Below are 18,852 nucleotides of genomic sequence, written 5' to 3' on the forward strand. Positions count from 1 at the left end.
AGATGGATAGAGGGAGAATTCACAGCCTGAATCCGATCCTGGTAATCGGATTGATTATGAATACGATGGTAGGGGTTAATTTACTTGGACTGGCTCATCATGCGAGCAAAATGGGCTACAATCTGTGGTGGTCTCCGATTTTGCTGGGATGCATCGTCAGCTTAACGCTAATCCCGATGATGGCCTTGTGCCGTCGCTATCCAGAGGATAATCTTTTTCGGATTCACGAAAAGCTGTTGGGAAAATGGCTGGGAGGCTGTTTCAATATCCTGATTATCGTCTACGCCATTCTGAATGTATCTACTGCGAATGAAGGATATATCAGGTTGGTGCAAACCTCCATGCTGAACAATCAGACTGTCACATTGCCCTTGCTAGGATTGACATTAGTCATGGTCTACATTACAAACGGCGGCGTCAAATTGATCGCACGTTTTTGCCTGCTAACGTTCTTTTTTACGGGCTGGATGATTTTTCTTTTGCCGTACGGATTTCAAAAGGGAGGAATGATGCATATTTTTCCTCTTTTTCATACAGATTGGCGCAGTATAGCCGAAACGGTTCACAATTCTTACGCGAGCATGCTTGGGTATGAAGTGGTCTTGTTTTTTTATCCATATATCCAAGAGAAGAACAAGGCACACAAGCATGTGCTGATTGGGGTATGGATCGTTGTTTTGTTGTACGTCATGATTCTGCTCACGAGTGTGTCTTATTTTTCCGAATGGCAAATGGACAATCTCATTTATCCCATTTTGAATTTGTTTAAGGCTGTAGAGCTGTCTTTTTTGGAGCGGATCGAAAATCTCGGGATTGGTCTCTGGGTCTTCCTTATTCTCAGCACGAGTACGGGTTATTTGTGGGTTGCGCGTACTGGTCTTGAAGAAATGGCAGAAAAGACAAGGCTGTGGCATCTACTTGTACCGACAATCATTTCGTTTCTATTCATTGTGGGGCCATTATCTGTAGAAAAACAACGCTACATTTATGACAAGGTGACAATTTATATGGCCTATGGATTGATCTTGTGGCCGATTTTTTTGTTATTGCTGCATTCCTTGAGGTTTGGTAGAGGAGAGCGAGTATCATGAAGAGGGCGAGCTGGCTCATTGTTTCGGTTATCCTCTTGCTCAGCCTTTGCAGTTGTGGGCGTGAACTCGAACGGCCGGCACTGGAAGACATGGCCATGATTGGGGTTATGGGCTTCGATTATGTGGATCGTGAAAAGATAGATATCACCGTAGCGGTACCGGTTCCCTCCAAAAATAAGGAATCGACACAGGTGTACTCGACTCATGCCTCGATGACGAGCGAGGCAATGCTGAATCTCGCAACAAAAGCAGAGAGGACCATGTCCCTCTCGCAATTGCGTGTGATTTTGTTCAGTGAAGAATACGCCCGCAAAGTAGGGATCGGAAAAGTCATCCTTGATCTCTATCGCAATCCGATTGTAGGAGAAAATGTATACATTGCCGTCGTAAAAGGAAAAGCGAAAGATGTCATCAAAGGAACCTATAACCACAGGCCGGAAATCAACACGTATTTGAACAACTTGCTTCGTCCGCGAGTGGAAACGGCCTTTTCTTCTTTTTCGACCATTCACGATTTTGTTTTTATGATGACCAGCAACACGATGGACCCCAATCTTCCTTATCTCATTCACAGCAACGGAGAGATTCAGATCATCAAGGCGGCTCTTTTTCGAGTAGACAGGATGATCGGAATGTACACGCAGCGAGAGGGGAAGCTGGTTCAGGGGTTTTTGGGAAGAGAACGCTTGCCCCGTATGAGCTTCGAGTTCCAGCACGAGACGAAGACAGGTAAAAAACAAACGGAAAAGGTCGTCTTCGATTTTGTGCGAGCAAACACGAAGGTAAGAAGCAAAGGCAGCCTGAAAAAGCCTGTCATCAACATCGAGCTTCGGGTAAGAGGGATGCTGGTGGGCTATTCAGGCAGCAAGGATTTGGAGAAGCGGGCTCAATTTCGGACCATGGTTCAAGAACTTGAGAAAAGAATCAAAAAGGAAAGCATGGAGATGCTGGTACGTTTTCAAAAGCAAGGGGTTGACCCGGCGCAGCTAGAAGAGAGCATTCGCCAAAAATATTATGGCAAATGGACACGGCAAACGGGTCTCGCCCTTTATAAAAAAGCGAAAATCAACGTTAAGGTTCATGTGGATATCGTCGGTTTTGGCACACTGAAATAAGGAGCGATAGCAATCCGGCGTGGTTAGAACAGACGCTTGAATTCGCGCCAGATCGCACCCAAAGTCCGACGATTTACATTTTGGAGCTTGCCGTACAAGAGGTTCGTCAATCCAATAAAGGTGAGCTCCTGATCTTTCGTATACGGATACCAATTGAACTCACGCTTGCGTTTGCCCGGATCATGGATGACAGAGATGCTATGCGTAAAGGCTTGCAATCCGGAAGGTCCGCGATAACGGCCGATGCCACTCTGTTTGACTCCGCCAAAAGGCAGATGGGGATTGGCGTAGCTGATAATGATGTCATTGATGCACACATTGCCGCTTTCGAGCTGACGAGCTACGCGATCTGCTTTTGTTTTATCGGCTGACCATACCGAGGCATTCAGCCCGTACGGTGAGCTGTTAGCCAGGCGGACAGCCTCCTCTTCGGTGGCAAAAGTCATGATCGGCAATACCGGACCAAAGGTCTCTTCCCGCATGATTTTCATGTCAGATGTCACGTTTGTGAGAATGGTCGGCGCGATATACATGCTGTCAGAGGAAGGGAGTCCTCCGGTGACTGCTGTCGCGCCCGCAGCCAGTGCTTCGTTCACATGCTCACGGACAATTCCGATTTGTTGGGAAGACGTCATCGAACCGACCTCGGCCTGATTCGGATAACTTAGGCGCAATGCTTTTGTCTTTTCAGTGACCAGCTTGAGAAATTCAGGATAGACCCTTTCATGGACAAAAAGCCGTTCAACAGACATACATACCTGCCCGGAGTTCGTAAAAGCCCCCCATACCGCGCCATTTGCTGCCCGTTCCAGATGAGCGTCTTCAAACACGATCATCGGGTCTTTTCCGCCAAGCTCCAGTTCTACCGGGATCAAATGCTCCGATGCTGCCGCCATAATTTTTTTGCCTGTCGCGACAGAGCCTGTGAAAAAGATTTTATCTGGGCGAGCAGCTACCAGCGCCTGTCCAGCTTCGCGTCCTCCATGCAGAACGGTAACGACTCCATTCGGCATAGAAACAGCGGAAAACACCTCTTCAATGAGCAGTCCGGTAGAAGCAGTCACCTCGGAAGGTTTTAAAATAACGGTATTGCCTGCTACGAGGGCAGATAATACGGGAATGACGGCAAGCTGAAAAGGATAATTCCACGGAGAGATAACCGCGACGACACCCATCGGCTTGTAGTGGATAAACGATTTCTTCGGCCACAGCACGAGGGAGGTTGGTACCGGCTGATCGACAAGCATCTGATAAGCATGTTTTTCATAAAACCGAATCGTGTCGACAGTGACGAAAATTTCGGTCATGTACGCTTCCAATGTAACTTTTCCGGTAGCCTCACTAATTTTTCGGGCGATTTCTTCGCCGTGATCGACTAAATAGTGCCGCAACCGTGTCAAATAGTCCAGACGCTCAGCCAATGATGTAGTGGACCAAGCTGGAAAGGCGAGACGCGCACGTGCCATCGCGTCTTCTACTTGTTCTGGAGTCGCTTCCTGTAAAGAACCAAGCAGCTCTCCAGTGGCGGGATTTTGCATGGACATGACTGCCATCATGATTCACCTCGATTTAGGAGATAAAGATTCAGAAGAGAAGAGTGTATGCATCAAATAGGCAAAGGTCTGTTCAAAACGGGCAATCGCTTCTTCCGGCTTCTGTGACTCATCGAGCAAAAGTTGAAAAAGGAATCCGTCGATTGCAGAGTAAATGAGGGAGATTGCGGAGTCTTCGTCGATGGTCAATGAGGATTGTTCTTCGCGCTGCAACCGTACGAGCATACGAGAGATGAGCTGATGCAGACGGGACCGAATGACTTTTACCTGCTCACCAAACGCAGGAACGTACATGGCCTGTACCTGTAAGTCATACCAGAGCCGATGCAGCTTCCGATCCTCTTGTAGACTCCGGCACAAGACACGAGCTAGAGCTGCTGACCATTCACCAGATGGAGCTGCGATCACTTCGCGTTCCAACTCTTCCATGAAACGTCCTTTGTAGCTAGAGATGACAGCGAGCAAAAGCTCTTCTTTGCTTGCGAAGTAATAATGCAGAATGCCAAGTGAGACGCCAGATTCCTTGGCTATGTCGCGCAAGGAAACATGTGCATACCCTTTTTCAGCCAGACAAGCAGTCGCTTGCTCAATCAAAAATGCCCGTTTTGCTTCGGCTTTTTTCTGGGTAGTCACTTTTTCACCTCTTTATTGGACGACTGTCCAGTTTTTCTAATTTTATTGTATTTTTACAGATGATGTCTGTCAATGAAAAGAGCTGCCCATAAAAAAGAAGCGGCTTCATTGCCGCTTCTTTTGCCGTTCCCAACGACGTAAATACGGATAAGGATCAAATGACCAATCTGCGCCACCTGTTTCCCGATACATACCGTAGTGCAAATGGGGAGGGAATTTGCCTGAGGTGCCGGGCTTCCCATATCCAGAGCTGCCGATATATCCGAGCACTTCTCCTGGCTCCACGATGTCACCCGGCTTCAATCCCTTTTTAAATGAGGACAGATGTGCGAAGTAATGGTAAACATTGCCCATGTCACGCATGCCGATCCGCCATCCGCCAAACCTGTTCCAGCCGATTACCTCAATGACTCCGTACGCTGTGCTGAGTACAGGGGTGCCGTGACTCGCAAAAATATCGGTCCCCTCGTGGATCCGACGACCACCCCAGCCGCGTGGTGCCCCCCATGTACTGCGGTAGCTGTAATCGTACCTCGCAGGGATAGGAAAATGCCGCTCATCCAGGTGCAGATGGTGATACTTTGCATACACCTGCGCGAACTGTCTGATCGTCTTCACGGAACGATCCCGCTGGTAGTACGACCAAAGACCAATTTGCCAATCCTCATGGGAGAAGCCGTATTGGGATAGGTAGTGAATGAAGGTAGTGAGTGCATCGAGATCGTTGTGACGATCTGCGACACCATCGCCATCTCCATCCATCCCGATGCCTTTAAAAAATTGGATGGATACCGGATTCGTATCCTCTGCATCAGGATTGAATGCACCTGCCCAACGATCGCTTGGAATGTCCACGGCTGTTAGTCGTGAAACGTTTTCTTGCTCCTGCTTCTTCCGGCGTATTTTCATGGTTCGCTCGTATTGATCAATGGCTGCTAAATAATTCCACGGAATGCCGTACATCGATTCCAAGCGCAAAAAAACTTGCAAGCGCTCTTGAAGAACCGGGTCTTGCTCATTGGCGGACGGAGCAACTCCGGCGACGGATTCTAGTGGTGAAATAGCTGCAACCACGCACAAGCTGATCTGAATGATTAGGCGGAAAACTCGCATGCCGTCTCCCTCCAGCCTCGTAGTCTTTTGTTGTAGTTTCTGCCAGTTGGAGTGGATTATCCAAGATACTTTTGGAAAGCGTTTTAGTTGTTGTCGAGGAAAGTTTTGTAAATTCGCAGGAAAGGAGGCAGGAGCATACTGTACAGCCAAAGAATTGAAATCAGGAGGAGTGTATTCCTTAAAAATCGTCATGAGGAGGCTGTGTGATGAGCAAAAAAGTGTTGATTGTAACAGGTGATGCTGTAGAAGCACTGGAGGTTTTCTATCCGTATTACCGCTGCTTGGAAGAAGGGTATGAAACGGTCATTGCAGCACCCAGCGTGAAAACCCTACACACCGTTTGCCATGATTTCGAAGCACACAGTGAGACATACACAGAAAAGCCAGCTTATCAGCTTCCAGCCCATGCTGCATTCTCAGACATTAACCCTGAGGCGTTTGACGCCTTGATTATTCCGGGTGGAAGGGCACCTGAGCATATCAGGCTCAATGAACACTTGAAGCCGATTGTGGCGCACTTTTTCGAGACCAACAAGCCAGTCGCAGCCATCTGCCATGGTTCCCAAGTATTCACCATCGTTCGCGAGCACTTAGCCGGACGTGAAATCACAGCTTACCAGGCATGCAGACCCGATGTAGAGGCGTGCGGAGCGATCTACCAAACAGAAACGCTCCATGTCGATGGCAATCTTGTTTCCGGACATGCATGGCCAGACTTGCCAGGCTTCATGCGTGAATTCCTTCGTTTGCTCAAGTAAAAACCAAATCCCCCCAACTTCCGTCACTGCTGGCGGAAGTTTTTTCGTTCTGACAGATGCTTTTCATCCAGCCTTTTCCTCTGTATCATAAAGGGAAAGTATGTTCGTCTGTTTCATGTGAGGAGTGGAATTGATCGTGCTGTCATTTATTCATACAGCGGATGTCCATCTGGATGCGCCGCTTCAAATGTTGGGGGAGCGTTACGAGCTGCGTCAGGATGATTTTCGTCAAACGATGAAAAGAATCCGTGACCTCGTCCGAGAAAAGGAAGCAGACTTCTGGCTCATTGCCGGAGATTTGCTGGAATACCACGGGGGAAGACGATCAACTGCGATGTTTTTACGTGATCTTTTTGCCGGCATCGCACCAATCCCTGTTGTGATCGCACCTGGCAATCACGATCCGTGGCGAGCAGATTCGTTTTATCAAACGTTGGAATGGTCAGGGAACGTCTACTGGTTTACACCCGAGTGGGGTGTGTATGAATTTCCCGAAAAGTCATGCGTGATCTATGGCTGGGGCTTTGGGCAACCACATGTGTACGAGTCGCCACTCGAGACGTTTCCAGGAAAATTGGAAGGGTATGCCCATCATTTGATGGTTCTGCATGCCAGTGTGCTTTCCGATTCAGGTGCCGAAGAGCATCATCCGTATGCGCCTGTCACCTTGCAGCAGCTCGTACAGACGGGCATGGACTATGTTGCGATGGGACACATTCACAAGCCGGAGCAATTCATACATCCTGTCAAAAAACAACCGTTCGCAGCTTACCCTGGCTCTCCAGAAGGATTGACGAGTAAGGAAGCGGGAGAACGTAATGTTTTGTATGGAGAGCTAGATCATGATGGCAGATTGCAGCTCACGGCGATTCCTGTCCAGTCACGCAAAATTAGAAAGCTGGATATCAAAGGGAATGGAGTCGAAACGACTGAGCAGCTCATTGATCGGATGGAGCAGCAACTCGCAGAGGAAAAGGATTCCGATATGATGTACATCACGCTGACAGGAGAACGTGCTGCGCATTTTCAGCCTCCATTGTCCGTCCTTCAACAGCGATTTTCCCGTTTTTTTGTGCTGCAGCTGACAGACCAGACCTGGCCTGATGTGGATGAGGACAAGCTGATCGCAGAGGGTGGCGTCTGGGGGAGATGGCTTTCCAAGCTGGCAGAGGCGGAATCCCGTGCGCAAAATGAGGACGAGCGAGAAATCGTCAGGTTAGCCAAGCAAGAGGCTTTGGCGCGGATTGGAGGGACCATTCGATGAAAATAGAGGAGCTAGTGCTGGGGAGCTTCGGAAAATGGCAGGATGCTACCTTTCGTTTTGCTCCAGGCATCAATCTGTTTTATGCCCCTAATGAGTCAGGAAAATCAACGATCCTACAAGGTATTTTCGCTGCCTTGTATGGAATGAAGCGTGATTACGTCAAATCGGCAAGATACTTGCCTGAATATGAAAAATACCGTCCGTGGCAGAGTGGTGCGTACGAAACGATCATTACGTACAAATTAGCGGGCAAAACTTATCGCCTCCATCGTCAGTTGACGAAGGAACGGGAGGATGCGCGCCTCTTTTTGGACCCCGAATGGACGGAAATGACTGATCTTTATTTGGAAGACAGACGCAAAGAACGGAATTTTATCGAAAAGCATACGGGTCTTACACGCAGTCTATTTACGGATTTGACGTGGATCAGGAGGGAACCACTTCAGGCGGCTGAGCATTTGATTCCGACTTTTACGACTGCGGAAGAAGCCAATCCGGCTGTCCAACTAATTTTGGCGGAGCTGGATCGGGAGGTTGCGGTCATCGGCAAAAAAGAACGGGCCGAAAATACACTTTTGGGAAAAGCCGCTACGAAGGTGGCGCAAAAAGAGCAGGAGAAGGAAAACGCAAAAGAAGCGTGGCGAACGATCAGCCAACTGACGCTGCAAATAGCGGAAGCCACAGAAGAATGTCAGCAATTAGAACTGCGGCGCAGCAGATTGCAGCAGCGTCTGGATCGCTCAACCGGACAAGCAAAAGCGTTGCAGGAACGCTGGCAACGAAGCCATGCCCCTGTCAGTCAACAAGACTGGACGTGGTGGGAGCAAACGGCTCGCTCTGAAGCCGAGCTGGCTATTCACGAAGAGGCAAGACGTGGTTTCACTCAGGTAACTATGCCGACGGTAGCCGTACAACAGAGTGATGGCCAGCTCATACCCTTACAGCACGATTATGAAAAAGGCGTACAATTGCTCAAACAGCGAGAAGCATTGCATATTCGTTTGGCGTCACTGGCTGTATCGGCCCTTTCCACAAGTCCGCGAAGTACAGCATCACGAAGGACTCGCCAAGGCAATCAGGCGAAAAGGAAGCGGGGAGCTGCACTCATGTGGGGCGGCGCAGGGATATTCTCTGTTCTCGGGGTAATCGGCTTCGTGAGTGGACATCCCGTTCTGGGAGGAGTTTCTGTGACTGCCGCTTTGTTGCTGTTCGGCTTTGGGGTTTTCTTGCTGCGAGTAAAAGGGAGTACGGGCGAACCGAAACAGATAGCAGAAAATGATACGGTACAGGAAAGTCAAAGAGTACAAGAAGAGATCGCTTCACTCGATGCTGAACTCGCCATACTCGTTCAGAAATGGGGGACGAGTAATTGGGATACATTTTTGGAAAGACGGGAAGAGCTACTGAAAAGCACGCGCACGCAACAATCTGAGCAGCTACTATCCGAGATGGCGAAAACGAAGCAGGAGGCTGATCTGTCTGCAAGCTGGGGGGAGGCACTTCGAACCCTACTTGATCAGGAGAAAAACGCGCTTGAGACAGAGCAAGGCAAATTGCGTATCGAGATGGTGGAGATTGAGGAGAGACTGCAGGAGCTGCGGGAACAAATGGCTAGAGGAAATGGGGAGATGGCGGTTCATGAGAGCCTGTCATTATCTCGCGCGACTGATGAGCTTGAGGAAGCGCAGGCAGCACTTCGTCAGCTGCAAAAAAAGCGGGATGCTCTTCAGTTGGCTCGGGAAATGCTTCAGGAGGCAGTAGGGGAATGGAGACGGGATAGCACCCCTGCTGTAAATCAGCAGGCTTCAGAGATCATCGAGCATATTACAGGGGGAGCGTATCGGGATGTCAGACTCGATCCCCGTGACGGATTTGCCATCCGTTTGCTTTCGCCGACCAAACAAATGGTGCTCGAACAGGACCAATGTTCCACGGGGACCATCGATCAGCTATACCTTGCCCAGCGTTTGGCATTGGTGCATCATGCCAAGCAGTCAGAGCCATTGCCGCTGTTTTTCGATGATCATTTTGTCCATTATGATGAAGAGCGTCTGCGTCGAACGCTTGACTATGTCGCGATGCTGGCACAAGAACAGCAAGTGTTTCTTTTCACCTGTCATGAACGAGAGCTGCGTATGCTGGAGCCATTGCTTCGTCAAGGGAACCGTCATACCGTGCATCGGATTGGGTAATTGTTTCCGGGGGAGGAAAGAGGTTGCCCCTCCGAAATCCAACCTCTATAATGGAGATTGTTATTGTCTTGTATCATGATGTCACATGAGGAGTGAGCCCTATGACGCAACGCAAGCCGGAGTGGCTCAAGATCAACCTTGTTTCAGGATCAGAACTAGCCAGCTTTAAAGAGCTTAAGCAAACCATGCGCACGAAGACGCTACATACCGTTTGTGAAGAAGCAAAATGCCCCAACATTCATGAATGCTGGGCAAGCGGTACAGCAACTTTCATGATTTTGGGTGATATATGTACCCGAGCCTGTCGGTTTTGTGCAGTAAAAACGGGACTACCGACGGAGCTGGATACAGCTGAACCAGAACGTGTAGCAGAAGCAGCAGAACAAATGCGTTTGAAGCATGTCGTTGTTACTTCCGTTGCTCGTGATGATTTGGCAGATGGAGGCGCACAGATTTTTGCCGATACGATTCGTGCGATTCGTCGTCGACTGCCGTTTGCCTCTGTAGAAGTATTGATTCCCGATTTTATGGGGAACTGGGATGCGTTAAAAGTGGTCATGGACGCAAAGCCTGACGTACTAAACCACAACATTGAGGCGGTTCGCCGGATGTCAGATCGCGTACGGGCAAGAGCCAAGTACGATCGGACGCTGGAACTGTTGAAAAAGGCGAAGGAATTCCAGCCGAGCATTCCGACGAAGTCCAGTCTGATGATTGGTGTAGGCGAGACGATGGAGGAAATCATCGAAACGATGGATGACCTGCGTTCTGTCGACGTCAATATCATGACGATTGGCCAGTATTTGCAACCGACCAAGAAGCATTTGAAGGTAGAAAAATTTTACCATCCAGATGAATTCGCTCACTTGAAGGATGAAGGCATGAAGCGTGGCTTTAGTCACGTGGAGTCAGGTCCATTAGTACGCAGCTCGTACCACGCTCACGAGCAGGCGAGTGCCGCGAAGGAAACGATTGCGAAAGAATCCATGCCGAAAGCGCAATAATAAGTAACCCCCTCAAACCGCCCTACACGAGCGGAAAAGAGGGGGTTTTTCACTATATGGGGGAGAGGGCTTTAGCGACTGGTTGTAGCTTTGTGAGTTGCCTTCACGTTATGAGATGTTCCACCCATACGCTTGATAAGCGTTTCAATGCTTTTCGCATCTTCTGTACGTGCTGTACTCACGTTGCTGGAGCGGCTTGCTACACGAGCGATTTCTTGGATGTCATTCGGATTATCGGTAACATACACTTTGTAATAGCGTGGTGAAACCGATTCAGCGTTCATTTTTGCCTGTTTTTTCGCTGTGTGCGCATCTGCTCCTTGTGTGTGCACACCTACAAAAACTTCTTTATCCGTTACCAAGACCGTAGAACGCTGAACGCCAGGGCAACTGGCAGTGACATTCCCTACAGCTTTTGCCAATGCATCACGGTCTACATAGACGTTTGTTACACTGGCGGTTTTCATATGCTGACGGTCAGTCTGCGCATAGCCCATGCGTGGCATTCCGGTTTGCATGACTCCTGCTCCACCGCGGTTCCAAGAATGCTGTTGATAAATGGAATGGTGTCTTCCGGTCGGAGTATTGTAAACACCTGCTGTACCCGTACCCATACCAGCTTTATGATCCGTAAAGGCATTGTACGGTCTCATCCCGCTGGTGAAGGCGTTGTAGTTGTTTACATTTGCTCGTGGAGAGGTACCATTTGGATAGACACCGTTGTTAATCCCAGCATTGTTGGTCAGTCCCATGCCATCGTAGTTGCGGACGTGAAGCCCGTCACGCATGCCATCGTAGTTACGGACGTGCATTCCATCAAAATTTCGAACGTGCGGAGCAGACTGGTACGACATCGTCTTGTTCGGATGCGTGTAGTTAGGCGCAGCATTGTTGTAACAACCAGTAGCTAAGAGCGCAATACCTGCAATCGCAGGATACAACCATGTCTTTTTCAATGGTAACACCCCCTACACGATAGAATGTCCAAAGGCACAGGTCAGTTATCGTGGGAAATTTAGCTCATGTTGCGTGAAATATGATAAGATGGACATAGTATACATGCGTAAGGAGGAAGCGAGTTTGATTCGCACGCAAGCCGGTACTTATGAAGTCATGGAAGAAAATCGAGACGGCTGGAACCTTGAAGCGTTCAAGGAGCGCTATAGCGACATCCTCGACAAGTACGATTTTATTGTAGGGGACTGGGGCTATGGTCAGCTTCGTCTTCGTGGGTTTTATACTGACGCTAATCGCAAAGTACCGTTCGAGCAGCGGATCGCCGCTTTGGATGAGTACCTGCATGAGTTCTGCAATTTTGGTTGTCCGTACTTCGTTTTACGCAAAGTAAAAGCAAACGTTGGCAACGGTGACGACCAGAGCGGGCAAGACGAAGCTGGCTTTGATGTCATCATTGATATTCGTCAGGACATCCCTCGTGAAGAGGGTGGCTCTTCGCCTTTTGTAGAACGAAAAGATCGCAGACGCTATCACCCGCGTCAAAATAAACAGGATCGCCAGAACAATACTGGCGCTGATCGCAATGGGGCAGGGAGAAACGAGCGTGGGGAGAAGCCAAAGTTTCAAAAAGATCGACCCGATAAAAACGGCAAGGATTCCAACTCACGAGAGCGCCGTCCCAATCAATTGAAACCCAATCGCGAACGCGATAAAGTCCCAACAGGACCAAATACGCCGAAACGTGAATCCTAAAAATGAATCAGAATAACCGAAGCATAAAAAAGAGCCCTGTATGTCAGGGCTCTTTTCGTTTTTCGATCTAAAAACCGCCGCCAAAACCACCGGGTCCGCCAAAACCACCGGGTCCGCCAATACCACCGGGACCACCAAAACCACCGGGACCACCAAAACCACCGGGTCCACCAATACCACCAGGACCACCAAAACCACCGGGTCCCCAACCAGGCCAGCCCCATGTGGGCCAATAGCCAGGCCAGCATGTATTGCATCCCCACCAAGGATATGGCTGTGGGACGACAACGACTTCAGGACCTCGTCTTCTTCGGAAAAAGACTGGATGTGCCTGATCTTCTGGAATGTATCGAAAATCCTGGTCTGCTGAGTAATAAGGTGGTTGGTCATATTGAGCGGGAACAAATTGGTTTTGATCGTATTCGTTTTGATCATATTGAGTTTGATGGTATTGATTTTGGTCATATGAGCTTTGGTCGTATGAGCTTTGGTCGTATGGATAAGATTGCATGATGCGATTCGCACTCCTCTCGTTATCTGTCTGTGCAGTAGCAGTATACGAGGCATACGCCTGTAAGGAGCATTGTCCAGTAGGAAATGGGCGGGAGCTACAAATAAAAAAAGGAAGAGCCCTCAATCGCTCTTCCTTTGGTGAATTAAATAGCTGCTTCCAAAAATGATTTCAATTCTTCTGCTTCACTCTCGTTCAAGTTGAACGCGAATTCCAGATAGCCTTCTTCTTCCAGATCATCATGTCCAATAATAGCGGAGCGTCCATTTTGAATGTTGATGACAATCGCCTTCCCATAAAAACGGTTGGTCGTTGTAATCGCGAGGTCAAAACGTGTAGCTTCGCCCGTGAAGCTGACAAAGCGCGTTCGCGTATCCTCAGCTTCGTCGTACAAGTAAAACAAATCATTTGCCATATAGGTATCCCTCTACTTCCATAAAAGATTTGGTTTGTGTTCGGTATTGTGTACAGCGCGGACAAAGCGAATGGTTTTGGTTTGGGCACGCATGACGATCGAATGAGTTTCCACCATATCATCACCGAGATAGCGCACGCCTTGCAACAGCTCTCCATCAGAGACGCCTGTTGCCGCAAAAATGGCGTCGTCCCCTTTGACCAGATCGTTCAGCGTCAAGAGCTGCTCCGGATTGTCGAGCCCCATTTTGATGCAGCGTTCGCGCTCGATGTCGTTTTGCGGCTTGAGCTGGGCTTGCATGTCGCCACCCAGGCACTTGATCGCCGCGGCACTGATCACGCCCTCTGGCGCACCACCGATACCCAAGAACAGGTCAATCCCTGTATGCGGCAGACAGGCAGCAATCGCAGCACCTACATCGCCATCTCCAAAAAGCTTCACTCGCGCACCCTTTTCACGAATGGCGTCAATAATCGCCTGGTGGCGGTCGCGTTCCTGAATAATGACCGTTACATCTTGCACGCGCTTGTTGTTTGCTTTTGCTACAACCTCTATCATTTTATCCACGGGATCGTAAAGGTTGATTTGTCCGGCAGCACGTTTGCCGACGGCCATTTTCATCATGTACATGTCTGGTGCATGCAACAGTGTTCCACGGTCGCCGATGGCGATAACAGACATGGCATTGTTGTGACCCTTGGCGACAATCGTCGTTCCTTCTAGCGGATCAACCGCCACATCTACCTCAGGCCCGCCTGCTTCCGGATTACCGAGCTTTTCACCGATATAGAGCATGGGGGCCTCATCCAGTTCACCTTCGCCAATGACGACGGTACCCCTCATGTTGATCGTATCAAACATGGCGCGCATGGCGCTGGTCGCTGCTCCATCTGCTTCATTCTTTTTCCCACGTCCCATCCAGTGAGAAGAGGCGAGTGCAGCCATTTCCGTTACCCGCACAATTTCCAGAGCCAATTCGCGTTCCACAGTGTGTTCCTCCCCTTATGCTTGCCGGCAAAAATTCACCCCATCATTGTAACATAAAGTGAACGATCAAAAAGTCGTCTTTTCAGCACCGAGAAAGTGGCGAGAACCTGTAGAAGGAGGAGCGGAGTGTAGGGGAGCTACATGAGCACCCGTGATCAAAAGACGAACGTGATTCGTGACAGGTCGTACAAATTTGGTATACTGAGGGATGAAAAGAGGTGAAACCGGTGAGCAATTCCTATTTGCAGGAAGGGGAATTGGTGCTTCTCGTCCTGGTGCTAACATTTGTGTTTACCGTTTACTACTCAAAACGCAAATCAAAAAAGCGAAAGTAAGGAGAAATATATGTACGACGTGAATACAAAACGAATCGACCAAGTATTGGAACATATGTCTCGTATGCTTGATCTGTTGGACAAGCTCAGCGAACGAGGAGCCAAAGCGGTTTTGGCAGATGAAGTAGCTGTTGCAGCGATGGAGCGAGCCCTGCACTTGTCTATCGAAGGAATAGTGGATGTCGGAAACGCGCTGATCGACGGATTCATTATGCGCGATCCAGGAAGCTACAGCGACATCGTGGAAATATTGCGGGATGAACAAGTCATCACGGATGAACAGGCTTTGATCCTGACACGTGTTACTGATTTCCGCAAGCATCTGGTTAATGATTATACAAGTGTGCCGGCCAATGAGATGTACAGCCTGGTAGAAGAAGCTGCCGGTGCCATTCGTCAGTTTGAGCCACAGGTGAGAGCCTTCTTGAAAAAAGAACTGTTTTAAAATGTTTTCATTCCAACACTAGGTAGCGGATATTTTATACAAAAGACTTTCGTTTGTTTACTAAAACGTCTACATCCACTACAATAGGGAGAAAGGACGGTGATACGTATGACAAACGAAGGAACGTCCACTCGTGATCAAATCCTGCACATGCTCAAGGTCAAAGGTTCACTCCCTGTCAGCGACATGGCCGTCGAGCTAGGGATTACTGAAATGGCGGTTCGACGTCATTTGAACACCCTGGAGAGAGATAATTTGATCAAGTCTACGCTTGTTCGCCAAGCGATGGGACGCCCAACGAATGTTTATTCATTGTCGCAGGAAGCAGACGAACTGTTCCCGCGCAATTATTCTCATTTGACATTAGATTTTTTACAAGACATAAAGGAAATCGATGGTTTGTCCAAAATAGAAATGCTATTTAGACGCCGCGAGAATCGCTTGGAGGAGACTTATCGCTCCCACATGCAAGGTGACTTGGAAAAGCGTGTAGCCAAGCTAGCCGAGCTGCAAAACGATAAAGGCTACATGGTGGAATGGGAAAAGGACGAAAATGGAGACGGCTATCGGATTCAGGAGTTCAATTGCCCAATCTCGCAAGTAGCTCGTGAATTCAACCAAGCGTGTAGCTGTGAGCTCTCGTTGTTCCGTCGGGTCTTGAATGCCAATGTCGAGCAAACCACGTGCATGGCAAAAGGCGGAGACAAATGCGTGTTCCACATCAAGGAAGCGAAATAACGAGCTATAACGAAAGTCCACTCAAATCGGGTGGATTTTTTTCTTTTGTTTACAAGATTTTCGCGGCACAGGATTCGGTTAGGGTCCTGTGCCTTTTTTCTGTAAACAGGCAGGTATTAAGTACCCTTTTACTACATTCTAGCAATCTTAATGTTGTTTTAACGTTTTCTTTATGTTGGACATCTACTATTTATGGTGTAAAAAACAACAAAACACAGGGAAAACAACAGAAGGGCGGAATGATATCAGGATAATATTGCTTATTCGGGTGGGTGTCGTGACGAAAACAGATGAGGAGTGATCCGTAATGAAAAAAATGGTATCAAGTATAGCTGCTTCTGCCATCTTGTTGGGTGGAATCCTTCCAGTCGATGATTCCGCTCATGCAAAAGAGAAAAAGGTGACGATGACATTTGACGTGATCAGTGACATCCAAGGAGACCTCAGAGATTTTGATCACGTTTTGCAAGACATTAATGAGGAAAATTCAAAGTCCGAAGCGCTGATCATTAACGGTGATATTACTCCTCGCGGCTATGATTTTGAATATCAAGCCGTTCAAGATGTACTCGATAAAAATCCTCACCCTGAAAACGTGTGGTACAGCATCGGTAATCATGAGTTTTATGTGCCGAAATGGAAGAATCCCCAAACGCTTGCACAAAGTAGCTGGCCAAACGGCACAACGGAAGAAGAGTTGTTCGATAACTTCTACGAATTCAGCGGAGAAGACAAAGTCTATCACCAAAAAGAAATCAATGGATATCCCTTTCTCTTCCTCGGCACAGAAAAATACATGAAATACCACGATCCAAAATTGTGGGATGAAGTATACATGAGCGACGAGCAACTGGATTGGCTGAAAGAAAATCTGAAGCATTACAGCAAGCAGGACGAGAACAAGCCCATTTTCGTATTCTCCCACCATGTGCTTCCAGACAGTGTCTCCGGCTCCAAACAAAATCCATACATGAACGATTACCTGAAGGTGGACAAGCTCCTTGACATCTTGAAAGACTATCCGCAAGTCGTTTTCTTCACGAGTCACACCCATTGGGATCTGAACCTACCGGACTGGGCAGGCAAAAAGAAAGTCAAAGGCGGAGACAAACGCGGTTTTACCGTCGTAAACACGGGCGGGATTGAAACGGGATGGATGTCAGCCGGTCCAGACGGCGGCGAAAAAGTCGCGCCGGATGGAGGGGCTTTCAAGCAAGGACTACGCTTGCAAGTGTACGGTAATGATGTCGTCATCCAAGCGTATGACTACCAACACGACAAAGTCATTAAGAAGCTAGGCATCCATAATGGAAAAATCGAGCAGTTGCCGCCGGATGTACAGGCAGATGATGATAATAATGTGCTTGTCAACGCGACGCCATACATGGAGTACGCAGTTGGCAAGCAAAAAAACTGGCGGGATTTTGATCCCGAAAATCCACCGACATTTCCAGGAAACCAGACCGTGTATGTCCGTCATAAAGGGGAAATGAACCTAGAAGACGGCAAGCCAATCATGGTTAAATTCAAGAAATAATGGGACTTCCGTGCATTGTTCGTTAAAAGAGGGCCGATCGGGTCCTCTTTTTTTGCGATAGAAAGGATGAAGGTTTACACTAAGAGGGGAGAGCTTGTACAACCGGCTTACGAAACAGATGGGAGATGGAACAACGTGAAACCATATAAAGGCTATTTACTTGATCTGGATGGAACGATTTATCGGGGAAAAGAAGCGATTCCGGGAGCCGCAGCATTCATCACCCACTTAAAAACTCATCAGATTCCGTATTTGTTCCTGACCAACAATTCTTCAGCCTCTGCAAAGCACGTGGCGGAACGACTGGTGGCAATGGGCATAGAGGCAGAGGCTCGGGACGTATATACCACGAGCATGGCGACCGCTACTTATTTACGAGAGCAAGCACCAGCGGGTACACGCGTCTACGTGATTGGAGAGGCGGGCTTGCATGATCAGCTGACGGATGCAGGTTATGTGATTACAGAAGAAGATCCGGCTTATGTCATTGTTGGGATTGATCGTGCTTTTACGTATGAAAAGCTGGCGATCGCCGCACGCGCTATCCGTGCAGGAGCAACCTTTATCGCTACAAATGCAGATGCAGCCCTGCCGACGGATGCCGGTCTGTTCCCTGGCAATGGTTCACTGGTGGCAGCCGTCTCCGTTGCGTCTGCGACCAAACCAATCGTGATTGGCAAACCAGAGTCCATCATCGTCCGATATGCTCTGGATCAGCTTGGTACTGCTGCGGCTGACACGCTGATCGTCGGGGACAATTTATATACGGACATTGAGGCAGGTGCCAACAGCGGCTTGGACAGCTTGCTCGTTTTGACAGGCTATTCCACCCGCGAAGAAGCAGACAAGCATCATGCTGCGCCTACCCATATTGCCGAAGATTTGCCTGAATGGCAGCGACAAATCTCCCTATGATTCTGCGCATTCTTCCTGCTGCTTCTGGCGGTGGGCAATACGGCTGGAGGCGGCTGCTGCGACCGCACCGACGAGATCGTCCAAAAAAGTATGGACACCAAAACGCTTGTCGTTGAGGTCGGCGAGTTTGCCGTGCTTCAGCTTGTCTACATAACCGAAGTTGGTGAATCCGATGCTCCCGTACAGGTTGACGATGGCGAGGGCGAGTACCTCGTCTATGCCATAGAGAGGCTCGTCTGATTCAATAATCGCCTGGAGCGGAGGCAGCAGCTGCTTTTGTTCTGCGAGGATGTCGAGTTGAATCCCAGTCAGCAACGCGTTTTGGACCTCACGTTTTTTCAAGACGGCAGTAACACTGTCCAGACACATGTCCAAGGTGATGTCCGGGATATATTTTGACTGTAGGAACATGACAATTTCAGCAATGTCGTTCATACTGACTCCTCGTTTTTCCAAAAGCTCAATAACGAAGTCCAGACAACTCTCACTATTTAGTGGATGCTCACTCATGCTTGAGGTTCCTCCTTTTTCACGTG

The 18,852-nt window shown here is 48.7% G+C and carries 19 protein-coding genes; 11 read left to right on the top strand and 8 right to left on the bottom strand.

Annotation, left to right across the window (positions count from 1 at the left end; genetic code table 11):
- Positions 1-2: 2 nt before the first annotated feature.
- Together POF51_RS17470 and POF51_RS17475 are read left to right on the top strand one after the other, a co-directional pair.
- On the top strand, positions 3-1,091 hold the full coding sequence (locus POF51_RS17470) for a GerAB/ArcD/ProY family transporter (protein ID WP_069848744.1): 1,089 nt from the start codon (positions 3-5) through the stop codon (positions 1,089-1,091).
- The gene (locus POF51_RS17475; protein ID WP_069848741.1) at positions 1,088-2,206 is read left to right on the top strand and encodes a Ger(x)C family spore germination protein; all 1,119 of its coding nucleotides are present in this window, start codon (positions 1,088-1,090) and stop codon (positions 2,204-2,206) included. Before POF51_RS17470 ends, POF51_RS17475 begins: the two co-directional genes overlap by 4 nt.
- A gap of 23 nt (positions 2,207-2,229) precedes the next feature.
- Here POF51_RS17475 and POF51_RS17480 read toward each other — a convergent pair whose 3' ends face one another.
- From POF51_RS17480 to POF51_RS17490, 3 genes are all read right to left on the bottom strand, one after another.
- The gene (locus tag POF51_RS17480; protein ID WP_271755795.1) at positions 2,230-3,762 is read right to left on the bottom strand and encodes an aldehyde dehydrogenase family protein; all 1,533 of its coding nucleotides are present in this window, start codon (positions 3,760-3,762) and stop codon (positions 2,230-2,232) included.
- 3 nt (positions 3,763-3,765) lie between these two features.
- Positions 3,766-4,392 carry a TetR/AcrR family transcriptional regulator gene (locus POF51_RS17485; protein WP_271755796.1) on the bottom strand — a complete coding sequence of 209 codons (627 nt, stop codon included), beginning with the start codon at positions 4,390-4,392 and terminating at the stop codon, positions 3,766-3,768.
- 105 nt (positions 4,393-4,497) lie between these two features.
- Positions 4,498-5,505 (bottom strand): M23 family metallopeptidase, encoded by a 1,008-nt coding sequence (locus POF51_RS17490; RefSeq protein WP_017251379.1) that lies wholly within the window; start codon positions 5,503-5,505, stop codon positions 4,498-4,500.
- 206 nt (positions 5,506-5,711) lie between these two features.
- On the opposite strand from POF51_RS17490, the gene POF51_RS17495 reads away from it, so the two are divergent.
- The 4 genes from POF51_RS17495 to lipA all read left to right on the top strand — a co-directional run bounded on the left by POF51_RS17495 (position 5,712) and on the right by lipA (position 10,723).
- On the top strand, positions 5,712-6,263 hold the full coding sequence (locus tag POF51_RS17495) for a DJ-1/PfpI family protein (protein WP_069848733.1): 552 nt from the start codon (positions 5,712-5,714) through the stop codon (positions 6,261-6,263).
- 136 nt (positions 6,264-6,399) lie between these two features.
- Positions 6,400-7,527 (top strand): metallophosphoesterase family protein, encoded by a 1,128-nt coding sequence (locus POF51_RS17500; RefSeq protein ID WP_069848731.1) that lies wholly within the window; start codon positions 6,400-6,402, stop codon positions 7,525-7,527.
- Positions 7,524-9,719, top strand: a complete 2,196-nt coding sequence (locus tag POF51_RS17505) for an ATP-binding protein (RefSeq protein ID WP_069848728.1) — start codon at positions 7,524-7,526, stop codon at positions 9,717-9,719. Before POF51_RS17500 ends, POF51_RS17505 begins: the two co-directional genes overlap by 4 nt.
- Positions 9,720-9,820: 101 nt before the next feature.
- Entirely contained in the window at positions 9,821-10,723 is a 903-nt protein-coding gene (gene lipA / locus POF51_RS17510; RefSeq protein WP_017251375.1) for a lipoyl synthase, read from the top strand.
- 71 nt (positions 10,724-10,794) lie between these two features.
- Here the strand turns inward: lipA and POF51_RS17515 are convergent, their stop codons facing one another.
- Positions 10,795-11,688, bottom strand: a complete 894-nt coding sequence (locus POF51_RS17515; RefSeq protein WP_170831599.1) for a YhcN/YlaJ family sporulation lipoprotein — start codon at positions 11,686-11,688, stop codon at positions 10,795-10,797.
- 79 nt (positions 11,689-11,767) lie between these two features.
- On the opposite strand from POF51_RS17515, the gene POF51_RS17520 reads away from it, so the two are divergent.
- Positions 11,768-12,433, top strand: coding sequence for a YutD family protein (locus POF51_RS17520; protein WP_069848724.1), 666 nt, complete (start codon positions 11,768-11,770; stop codon positions 12,431-12,433).
- 67 nt (positions 12,434-12,500) lie between these two features.
- On the opposite strand, the gene POF51_RS17525 is transcribed toward POF51_RS17520, so the two are convergent.
- From POF51_RS17525 to glpX, 3 genes are all read right to left on the bottom strand, one after another.
- Positions 12,501-12,944, bottom strand: a complete 444-nt coding sequence (locus POF51_RS17525) for a hypothetical protein (RefSeq protein WP_083261663.1) — start codon at positions 12,942-12,944, stop codon at positions 12,501-12,503.
- Between the two features lie 145 nt (positions 12,945-13,089).
- Positions 13,090-13,359, bottom strand: coding sequence for a DUF3055 domain-containing protein (locus tag POF51_RS17530; protein WP_017251371.1), 270 nt, complete (start codon positions 13,357-13,359; stop codon positions 13,090-13,092).
- A gap of 12 nt (positions 13,360-13,371) precedes the next feature.
- A complete protein-coding gene (gene glpX, locus POF51_RS17535; protein ID WP_069848719.1) occupies positions 13,372-14,346 on the bottom strand; it encodes a class II fructose-bisphosphatase in 975 nt (324 codons plus the stop codon).
- Positions 14,347-14,691: 345 nt separating this feature from the next.
- Between glpX and POF51_RS17540 the strand changes: the two genes are divergently transcribed.
- The 4 genes from POF51_RS17540 (at position 14,692) to POF51_RS17555 (ending at position 18,316) form a co-directional block, all read left to right on the top strand.
- Positions 14,692-15,126, top strand: coding sequence for a DUF86 domain-containing protein (locus tag POF51_RS17540; protein ID WP_069848717.1), 435 nt, complete (start codon positions 14,692-14,694; stop codon positions 15,124-15,126).
- A 108-nt stretch (positions 15,127-15,234) separates the two neighbouring features.
- Positions 15,235-15,864, top strand: a complete 630-nt coding sequence (locus tag POF51_RS17545) for a helix-turn-helix transcriptional regulator (RefSeq protein ID WP_026043310.1) — start codon at positions 15,235-15,237, stop codon at positions 15,862-15,864.
- A 307-nt stretch (positions 15,865-16,171) separates the two neighbouring features.
- Positions 16,172-17,401 (top strand): DUF4073 domain-containing protein, encoded by a 1,230-nt coding sequence (locus POF51_RS17550; protein WP_069848714.1) that lies wholly within the window; start codon positions 16,172-16,174, stop codon positions 17,399-17,401.
- A 135-nt stretch (positions 17,402-17,536) separates the two neighbouring features.
- Complete coding sequence (locus POF51_RS17555) at positions 17,537-18,316, top strand: TIGR01457 family HAD-type hydrolase (RefSeq protein ID WP_069848712.1); 780 nt, start codon at positions 17,537-17,539, stop codon at positions 18,314-18,316.
- On the opposite strand, the gene POF51_RS17560 is transcribed toward POF51_RS17555, so the two are convergent.
- Positions 18,311-18,826 (bottom strand): phosphatidylglycerophosphatase A family protein, encoded by a 516-nt coding sequence (locus POF51_RS17560; protein ID WP_017251365.1) that lies wholly within the window; start codon positions 18,824-18,826, stop codon positions 18,311-18,313. The two genes, POF51_RS17555 and POF51_RS17560, sit on opposite strands and share 6 nt — an antisense overlap.
- Positions 18,827-18,852: the final 26 nt, after the last annotated feature.

This window comes from Brevibacillus sp. AG (assembly GCF_028369215.1).
GTDB classification, from domain to species: domain Bacteria; phylum Bacillota; class Bacilli; order Brevibacillales; family Brevibacillaceae; genus Brevibacillus; species Brevibacillus porteri.

What these genes read in the sequence shown, in the direction of transcription:
- POF51_RS17550 (WP_069848714.1), top strand. Translation starts at nt 16,172, where the DNA reads ATGAAAAAAATGGTATCAAGTATAGCTGCTTCTGCCATCTTGTTGGGT.
- POF51_RS17505 (WP_069848728.1), top strand. Translation starts at nt 7,524, where the DNA reads ATGAAAATAGAGGAGCTAGTGCTGGGGAGCTTCGGAAAATGGCAGGAT.
- POF51_RS17495 (WP_069848733.1), top strand. Translation starts at nt 5,712, where the DNA reads ATGAGCAAAAAAGTGTTGATTGTAACAGGTGATGCTGTAGAAGCACTG.
- POF51_RS17520 (WP_069848724.1), top strand. Translation starts at nt 11,768, where the DNA reads ATGGACATAGTATACATGCGTAAGGAGGAAGCGAGTTTGATTCGCACG.
- lipA (WP_017251375.1), top strand. Translation starts at nt 9,821, where the DNA reads ATGACGCAACGCAAGCCGGAGTGGCTCAAGATCAACCTTGTTTCAGGA.
- POF51_RS17475 (WP_069848741.1), top strand. Translation starts at nt 1,088, where the DNA reads ATGAAGAGGGCGAGCTGGCTCATTGTTTCGGTTATCCTCTTGCTCAGC.
- POF51_RS17480 (WP_271755795.1), bottom strand. Translation starts at nt 3,762, where the DNA reads ATGATGGCAGTCATGTCCATGCAAAATCCCGCCACTGGAGAGCTGCTT.
- POF51_RS17530 (WP_017251371.1), bottom strand. Translation starts at nt 13,359, where the DNA reads ATGGCAAATGATTTGTTTTACTTGTACGACGAAGCTGAGGATACGCGA.
- POF51_RS17560 (WP_017251365.1), bottom strand. Translation starts at nt 18,826, where the DNA reads ATGAGTGAGCATCCACTAAATAGTGAGAGTTGTCTGGACTTCGTTATT.
- POF51_RS17470 (WP_069848744.1), top strand. Translation starts at nt 3, where the DNA reads ATGGATAGAGGGAGAATTCACAGCCTGAATCCGATCCTGGTAATCGGA.
- POF51_RS17525 (WP_083261663.1), bottom strand. Translation starts at nt 12,944, where the DNA reads ATGCAATCTTATCCATACGACCAAAGCTCATACGACCAAAGCTCATAT.
- POF51_RS17540 (WP_069848717.1), top strand. Translation starts at nt 14,692, where the DNA reads ATGTACGACGTGAATACAAAACGAATCGACCAAGTATTGGAACATATG.
- POF51_RS17490 (WP_017251379.1), bottom strand. Translation starts at nt 5,505, where the DNA reads ATGCGAGTTTTCCGCCTAATCATTCAGATCAGCTTGTGCGTGGTTGCA.
- POF51_RS17545 (WP_026043310.1), top strand. Translation starts at nt 15,235, where the DNA reads ATGACAAACGAAGGAACGTCCACTCGTGATCAAATCCTGCACATGCTC.